This window comes from Streptomyces sp. SID5464, from assembly GCF_009862985.1.
GTDB classification, from domain to species: Bacteria; Actinomycetota; Actinomycetes; order Streptomycetales; family Streptomycetaceae; genus Streptomyces; species Streptomyces chartreusis_D.
The window spans coordinates 77,122-85,239 of the sequence record NZ_WWIQ01000011.1 but is presented as its reverse complement, the minus strand read 5'-3'; the positions used below and the strand labels follow the sequence as shown (position 1 = coordinate 85,239).

The window sequence follows — 8,118 nt, the reverse complement described above, 5'->3', positions numbered from 1 at the left end:
GCGATGATCTCGGAATTGCTTCTGATCAGGTCGTACCAGGCCCGCAGGATGTCGGCGCGGTGCCGGGTGGTGGTGGCGGCCCAGGACCGGCCGGCTTCGTCGGCGCGGGCGACGGCGGCGAGGGCCTGTTGGACGTCGAAGTCGGGGACCTGGGCGATCGTCCGGCCGGTGGCCGGATCGTGGACGTCGAAGGTGCGGGTCACGCCCGGCACGGCGAGAGTGAGGTTGGCCAGGACTTTGTCGGAGTCGGCCAGGGCGGTCGGTTCGATGTCGGGGAAGGTTTGCATCGTGGTCACTTGGCTTCCTGGGCGGAGATGACGGTGTCGATGGCGGCCACGAGCTGCCGGATCTCGTCGTCGGTGGTGACGAACGGGGGGCTGATCTGCACGGTGTTGCCGCGCAGCGGACGCGTGATGAAACCGTGTTCGACCAGTTCGTCGGTGACCGCTTCGGCGCTGAGGTCGTCCGTGAGCGTGATGCCGCCCAGGAACCCCGCCACGCGTGTCTCGACGACCGCTGCCCGGGCCGTGAGGGCGTTCAGTTCACGGGCGAGCAGCTGTTCCAGCTCGGTCACCCGGGGCAGCAGCTTGTCCTCGTCGAGGATGTCGAGGTTGCGCAGGGCGACGGCGGCGGCGGTGGCGTGCCCGGCGTAGGTGGCTCCGTGGCGGAAGACGGGGGTGTCGGAGGAGTCGCGGTAGAACGGCTGCCAGATGTGGGGTGCGACGAGCACGCCGCCCAGCGGGGCGTACCCGGACGTGACGCCCTTGGCGAAGGTGATCAGGTCGGGCCGCAGGCCGTACCGCTCGGTGGCGAACATGTGGCCGGTACGGCCGAACCCGGTGATGACCTCGTCGAGGATCAGGAGGATGTCGTTCTCGCGGCAGATGCGCTGCAGCCCCTCCAGGTAACCGGGGGCCGGCGGGTTGACGCCGCCGGTGCCCTGAATGGGCTCGGCCACGATCGCGGCGATCTTCTCCGGGCCGATGGTGCGCACCGTGCGCTCGACCGCGGCGATGTCGTGGGTCGACACGCGCGCGGTATCGGGCACCAGGGACTCGGTGCCGTACCCGGCGCGGTTGAAGTCGAGGCCGGCGATGCTGGTTCCGTAGGCGTGCAGGCCGTGGTAGGCGAACTCGCGGCTGAGGATCACGGTCTTGTCGGTGCGTCCCTCGCGCTGCCAGTGGCGGCGGGCGAGCTTGCAGGCGACGTCGATGGCGTCGGAACCGCCGCTGTTGAGGATGACCTTGGGGTCGTCGATGGGTGAGAGCCAGGCCAGGCGCTCGCCGAGTTCGACGGCTCGGTCGTTCAGGTAGCGGCCGAAGATGTGGTAGGTCTCCAGGCGCCGCATCTGCTCGTAGGCGGCCTCGGCGAGTTCGGGGCGGGCGTGGCCGACGTTCGCGTGCCACAGACCGGCGGTGCCGTCGAACAGACGCCGGCCATCGGTGGTGAAGACGTAACTGCCTTCCGCGCGGTCGACGGTCAGCTGGCGTCCCAGGACGGACGGGAGGTGGGCCTGGGCGCTCCAGAGGGCGGGCCCGGTCAGGACCGGCTGGTTCTCGTGGGACATGTCTTTTCCCCTAGTGGTGTGCGAGTTACTGGGCGGTGTAGCCGCCGTCGACGGGAAGGGTGATGCCGGTGATGTACTCGGCACTGGGTGAGGCGAGGAACGCGATGGCGCCTGCGACGTCCTGCGGGGTGGCCGGCCGCCCGAGCGGAATGGCGTCCGCCACCTTGCGGGCAACGGCTTCCGGGTCCTTCTGGGAGCTGAGCCATGCTTCGAAGAGCGATGTGCGGGTCATGCCGGGTGCCACGGCGTTGACGCGGATGTTGTACGGCGCGAGTTCCACCGCGGCCGCCGCCGTCAGGGCCTTCATCGCGCCCTTGCTGGCGCTGTAGACGCCCATCGTGGGGACGCCGACCGTGGCCAGCCGGGAGGTCACGTTGACGATGCTGCCGCCCGACTGCCGCATCGCGCGTCCCGCTGCCTGGAGGACGGCGATCGCCGCGAAGGTGTTGATCTCGAAGGTGGCACGGATCTCGGTGTCCGGGACGTCCAGCAGTTCCCCGGTGTGGTCGGCTGCCGCGTTGTTCACCACCACGTCCACCCTGCCGAACCGGTCGATGGCCTGGTCGAGGATGCGATCGGGTTCACCGTCCCTGGTGAGGTCGGCGGGGACGAAGCAGGCGCTGTCGGAGCCGAGTTCTCGCGTCACGGCCTCACCTCGTTCGCCGCAACGGCCGCTGAGGAGCACGGCGAATCCGTCCCCGTGGAGTCGCCGGGCGGTTTCGGCGCCTATCCCGGAGGTGGCGCCCGTGACGAGAGCCACCCGTGACGGCGTGGGTACGTGGGTCGTCATCGGCGCGCGGCGGCTTTCCGCGCGTTCCGCACGACCACGTACGTGGCGAGGATGACGGCCAGGCTGAGGACGCTGAGGTAGAGCTGTGAGCGGGCGTCCGGAACCAGCAGCATGGAGCTCAGAACGACGAGGATGCCCGCCAGGGTGATCCAGCTGAGGTACGGGTAGCCCCACATGCGCAGCTTGAGCAGCTCGGGGGTCTCCCGCTCCAGCCGGCGTCGCATGCGCAGCTGTGATCCGGCGATGATCGCGTAGACGAACAGGCCGACGGCCCCCGCGGAGTTGATGATGAAGTCGAAGACGGTGTCCGGCGCGACGTAGCTCATGGCGACGGCGACGTAGCCGGCGGACGTGCAGGCCAGGATGGCCTTCCAGGGCGTTCCCTTGCGGTTGCGGTCGGCGACCCATCGCGGCGCCCAGTTGTGGCGCTGGAGGGCGAACAGCATCCTCGAGGCCGTGTACAGGCCGGAGTTGAGGACGGACAGCACGGAGGTGAGGACGACCACGTTGATGATGGTGGTCGCCGCGGGGATGCCCATCTTGCCGAAGGCGGCCGCGTACGGGCTGGTCTGGGTCGGGATCTGGTGCCACGGGGTGATCATCACCAGCAGGGTCACCGAGCCGACGTAGAAGATGATCACACGCCACACCGTCGAGGAGGTCGCCTTGACGACGGACTTCACCGGGTCCGCGGACTCCGCGGCCGCGATGGTCACGATCTCCGTGCCGACGTACGCGAAGATCACCATGACGATGCCGTGCAGGATCGCCGACAGGCCGTGGGGGGCGAAGCCGCCCTGGTCGACGTTGCCGACCGACAGCTGCGACCCGGGCCAGACCCCGAGGGCGAAGAGGGTGCCGGCGGCGAGGAAGACGACGATCGTGACGATCTTGATGGAGGACAGCCAGAACTCGGTTTCACCGAACGAACGGGTGGACACGAGGTTCGAGGCGGTGAGCAGGAACATCAGGAACAGTGAGAAGACCCACTGGGGCACGCCCGGGATCCACAGCATGAGCAGTTTGGCGCCGGCGACCGCCTCGAACGCCACGACGCCGACCCAGAAGTACCAGTACAACCAGCCGATGGTGTAGCCGGCCCAGCCGCCGAGTGACGCACGGGCGTACTCCATGAACGACCCGAGGGCGGGTGAGGCGGTGGCCATCTCCCCCAGCATCCGCATGACGAGGATGACCAGGAGACCGCCGAGGGCGTAGGAGAGGATGGCGGCCGGGCCGACCGCGTGGATGACCGCTCCGCTGCCGACGAACAGGCTGGCGCCCACGATGCCGCCCAGGGCGATCATTCGAACATGCCGTTGTCTGAGCGTGCCCGGCACCTCGGGCTGGAGGTGCTCTGTGGTGACCTCGGAAGTTGTCTGCATTGTCTGAGCCTTTCTGCGGCGTCGTTGCCGGTGGTCGCGCATGCGACAACGGGGCCGTGCGCGCGCCGGGCGGTCTGCAGGTCGGAAGTGGACGTGGAGCACGCACTGGTGTCGCGGCGGCTGGGACGGGGCTGTGGTGCCGTCGAGTGATGGCACCCGCCCCGGGGCAAGCCTCCGAGCTGCCTGGAAGACCGTCGGCTGCGGAACTGTAGAACAGTTCTACTGTTGAGCGCTAGAGGCCCAGCTCGGTAGGATGACGCCATGACGGCACTCGACGGGTTGGTGGCCCGCAGGACGACGACCGCCCAGCAGATCGCGGACGGACTTTCGCAGCGGATTCTCGCGGGGGCCTTCCGCCCTGGTGAGCGCCTGCGCGAGAGTGCGATCGCCGCGGAACTCGGCATCGCGCGCAACACGGTCCGCGAGGCGGTCCGCCTGCTTGAGCACGGCGGCCTGGTCCGGTTCGAGGTGAACCGCGGGGCCGTGATCATCTCTCCGACACCCGAGACGGTCGCGGAGCTCTACACCGCTCGTCAGCGCCTGGAGACGGCCGCGCTGGCGGCGCCGCTCTCCGCTGACCAGCTCACGGTCGCGGAAGAGGCCTACGCCCGCCTGGAGACGGCGACCGCGTCACATGAACGTGCCGACATCGTGGCCGCGGATCTGGCTTTCCACGCGGCGATCGTGGCAGCCCTCGGCAGTAGCCGCATCGACGCGTTCTACGCGGGACTGACTCGGGAACTGCGCTTCTACCTCATGGCCCTGTCCGCGCACGAGCGGGAGTACGAGAACCCGAGCAAGGTGGTCAGCGAGCACGAGCCGCTCATGGAGGCGGTCCGGGCAGGCGATACCCAGCGCGCACAGCGCGAGGCGAGCCACCACATCGAGACGAACGCCGAGAGGGTGCAGCGGATCCTGGCTGCCCACAACGACGGTTGACGCCTGTACCTCATGCGCACGGTGTCAGCGTCAGCCGTTGAGCCAGACCACCTACCCGTGAGGGGGCGCAGTGCGGCCCGAGCGCCGGCGGCGGGGAACCGCGCCGGCTGTCGGTCCCCGAGCTGACGCCGTTCGAGAAACCGGCGAAGAAAGCGAAGAAACGATTCCACGCCTTGGCATCCTCTTGGCGTAATGGAAACGATTTTCACATACTCTTCCGTCAAGATCCCCTTGATCGTCACCGTCGGAAGACAAGAACGCGAACCATGAGAACACCCCGCCGCCGACTGATGGCCGGCTTGCTCCTCGCCCCCTTCCTCACCGGCTGCTTCGCCCCCAACGACAACGCTTCACCGTCCTCCGACCCGTCCGGCTCCGGAGCGGGAGCGCGACTGCGCGTGGCACTGGCCTTCGCACCGACCGAGCACTATTCCCCGTACGGCCAGGACGCCTTCATCATGTCCCGGCTGGACGTCTCGGAAGGGCTGACCAAGCTGGACGCCAACGGCACCGCCATCCCCGCGCTCGCCGAGTCGTGGAGCAGCGACAAGGACGACAAGAGCTGGGTGTTCACGCTGCGGCACGCCACGTTCCAGGACGGCACCGAGGTCACCGCCAAGGCCGTCGCATCCGCGCTCACCCATGCCGCCCGAGCGGAGCCGGCACCCACCGCCCTCACCGGCATACAGCTGACCGCCGAGGCCGAGGGCGAGGACCGGCTGCGGATCGACACCGACAGGGCCGACCCGGTACTGCCGCTGCGGCTGTCGAACCCGAGCCTGGCGGTGTTCTCCCCGAAGGCGTACGAGAAGAACGGCGCCGTGAACCCGGTCGGCACCGCCACCGGCCCCTTCGAGATCACAAAGATCACCGGTGACACGGCGGCCACCCTGAGCCGCTTCGACGGCTACTGGGACGGCCTCGCCCAGGCCCCCGGCATCGACGTCCAGTTCATCGCCGACGGCACCGCCCGCGCCAACGCCCTGCGCACCGGACAGGTGGACATCGCCCAGGCGATCCCCGTCGCGCAGATCGCCTCCCTGGACAAGGACACCGTCCACGAGACGGACACCGCCCGCGACACCAGCCTGTACCTGAACACCAAGTCCGGCGCCTTCACCGACCCCGGGCTGCGGGCCGCCGCGCGCGAGGCGATCGACACCTCCGTCATCGCCAAGGACGTGTACGAGGGATACGCCGAACCCGCCAAGGGGCTCTTCGGCCCTGCCCTGCCCTGGACGGCCGGGAAACGCGTCGCGCCCACCGGACGGGCGAAGGCCACCAAGCCCGACGGTAAGACCGTCACCATCGCCACCTACTCCACCCGGCCCGAGCTGCCCGAGGTCGCCCAGGTGCTGCAACAGGACCTGGAGAAGGCCGGGTTCGAGGTGAAGCTGGTGGTGCGCAGTGACTCGCAGGTCGAGAGCGACATGCTGGCCGGCAAGTACGACGCCGCCGTGACCTCCCGCAACATGATGCTCGACACGGGCGACCCCGTCTCCGTCCTGGCCAGCGACTTCACCTGCCACGGCACCTACAATTTGTCGCTGCTGTGCGACAAGAACGTCGACCGGCTCGTCGCCGCCGCCCAGAACGAATCCGACACGACCAGGCGGCAGGACGCCGCCATGAAAGCGGAAGCGGCGATCCTCGGCACCGACGCGGTGATCCCCCTCGTCCACGTGAAGGCCGTCCTGGGCATCGGCAAGTCGGTGCAGGGCGCCCTGTTCAGCTGGGACGAGCGGCAGTACGTCGGAACAGGAACCCGGCGCTGAACCGCGCGTCCGACCGCTCCGGCGGCCCCACGCGGCTGTGGCGGGCTGTGCCGGCTGCCGCCTTGGTCTGCGGGATCGGCCTGCTGCCCTGGCTGTCGCGCACCGACCCCGCGCTGACCGTGCTCAAGGCCCGCTCCGCGGAGCGCGATCCGACCCCCGGGGCACTGGCCGCCGTGCGTGACCAACTCGGCCTGGACGACGGCCCGTTGTCCCTGCTCGGGCGCTGGCTGGTCCGACTGCTGCACGGGGACGCGGGCCGGTCCTGGGTCTCCGGCGGCGAGGTACTGCCCTCCGCCGTACAGGCCCTCGGCGTTTCCCTGACACTGATGGGCGGAGCCGTCGCGGTCGCCGTGTGCACAGTCGCCGCGGTGTGCGCCCGCACCCTGTGGCTGGGCTCGAGGCGCCGGCTCGGCGCCAGACGCCCGGGCGGCACCGGATCGGCGATGCTGGCCGCACTGCCCGAGTTCCTCGTCGCCTCCGTCCTCGCCTCGGTCATCGGCGTGCAGCTCGGCTGGCTGCCCGCGCTGGGCTGGTACGGCCCGCAGAGCATGGTGCTGCCCTCGATCGCCCTCGGCCTGCCCGCCGGGGCGGTGCTCGGGCGGCTGCTGGACGACCTGCTGCCCGGCACGTTCGCCGAGCCATGGGCGCTCGCGGCCGCCGCCCGTGGCGTCCCTCCCTCGTCCGTGGCCCGCCAGGCGCTGCGGCGCTGCGTGCCCGCACTGCTGCCCAACCTGGGCCTGTTCGTGGTCGGCCTGACCGGCGGTGCCGTCGCCGTTGAGCAGATCTTCGACATCCCCGGCCTCGGCCGGCTCACCCTGCGCGCCGCCCTCGCCCAGGACCTGCCCGTCCTGCAGACCGGCACGCTCGCCCTGGTCCTGCTCGCCGTGGTCACCGGTGCCCTGGCGCGGCTCACCGCCCGGCTGCTGACCGGGCCCGCGCTGCGCGACGGCGCCCTGCGCTCCCTGCACCCGCCCGCGCCGTCCGCGCGCCGCGTCCTTCCCCTGCTGTACGGGGCGCTGCTGGCCGCCGTCATCGGCCTCGGCCTGCCGCGCGACCCGCTCGCGCTGGACCCCGCCGCCCGGCTCCGGGCCCCTTCCTGGTCGCAGCCCTTCGGCACCGACGCGCTCGGCCGCGACATGCTGGCCCGCGTCGCCCACGGCGCGCTCACCACCCTCGGCGTCGCCCTGGCCGTGAGCGCCGCCGCTCTCGTCACTGGCGTACTGCTGGGTCTGCTCCCCCGCCTGTCCGGGCCGGTGGCCGAGACCATCAACGCCGTTCCACCGATCCTGGCCGGCCTCCTCGTCACCGGCCTCGCGGGAAGCGGCCCGTGGACGCCGGCACTCGCCGTGGCCGCCGTCGCGTGGACCCCGCTGGCCACCCACACCTCCGCACTCCTCCAGCAGGAACGCGCCACCACCCACCTGACCGCCACCCGCGCGCTCGGCGCCACGGAGTGGTACCTGCTCACCCGCGAACTGCTCCCCGCCGTCCTGCCGCCCGTCGTCCGCCACGCCCTGCTCCGGCTCCCCGGCATCGCGCTGAACCTGGCCGCTCTCGGCTTTCTCGGTCTCGGCGCCCAGCCGCCCTCCCCTGACTGGGGCCTGCTGCTCGCCGAGAACCAGCCGTACGCCGAGCGTGCCCCCTGGGCGGTCCTCTTCCCCG

Annotated in this window: 7 protein-coding genes; 3 read left to right on the top strand and 4 right to left on the bottom strand. The window is 70.5% G+C overall.

Translation table 11 applies throughout. From position 1 onward, the window contains the following. From GTY47_RS40200 to GTY47_RS12770, 4 genes are all read right to left on the bottom strand, one after another. Positions 1–287: aldehyde dehydrogenase family protein (locus GTY47_RS40200; protein WP_040903971.1), on the bottom strand; the 287-nt coding region annotated here is incomplete at its 3' end. 5 nt (positions 288–292) lie between these two features. Next, positions 293–1,567: an aminotransferase class III-fold pyridoxal phosphate-dependent enzyme gene (locus tag GTY47_RS12780; RefSeq protein WP_010045584.1), complete on the bottom strand. Its 1,275-nt coding sequence runs from the start codon at positions 1,565–1,567 to the stop codon at positions 293–295. Between the two features lie 25 nt (positions 1,568–1,592). Beyond that, positions 1,593–2,357, bottom strand: a complete 765-nt coding sequence (locus tag GTY47_RS12775) for a glucose 1-dehydrogenase (protein ID WP_029181564.1) — start codon at positions 2,355–2,357, stop codon at positions 1,593–1,595. Next, a complete protein-coding gene (locus GTY47_RS12770) occupies positions 2,354–3,742 on the bottom strand; it encodes an amino acid permease (protein WP_029181563.1) in 1,389 nt (462 codons plus the stop codon). The genes GTY47_RS12775 and GTY47_RS12770 overlap by 4 nt, the downstream gene beginning before the upstream one ends. 261 nt (positions 3,743–4,003) lie before the next feature. Here GTY47_RS12770 and GTY47_RS12765 point away from each other — a divergent pair, with 261 nt between their 5' ends. The 3 genes from GTY47_RS12765 to GTY47_RS12755 form a co-directional block, all read left to right on the top strand. Then, entirely contained in the window at positions 4,004–4,681 is a 678-nt protein-coding gene (locus GTY47_RS12765) for a GntR family transcriptional regulator (RefSeq protein ID WP_010045580.1), read from the top strand. A gap of 266 nt (positions 4,682–4,947) precedes the next feature. Next, entirely contained in the window at positions 4,948–6,456 is a 1,509-nt protein-coding gene (locus tag GTY47_RS12760) for an ABC transporter substrate-binding protein (RefSeq protein ID WP_029181562.1), read from the top strand. A 326-nt stretch (positions 6,457–6,782) separates the two neighbouring features. Beyond that, the coding region (locus GTY47_RS12755) for an ABC transporter permease subunit (protein WP_106430713.1) at positions 6,783–8,118 on the top strand (1,336 nt) is incomplete at its 3' end.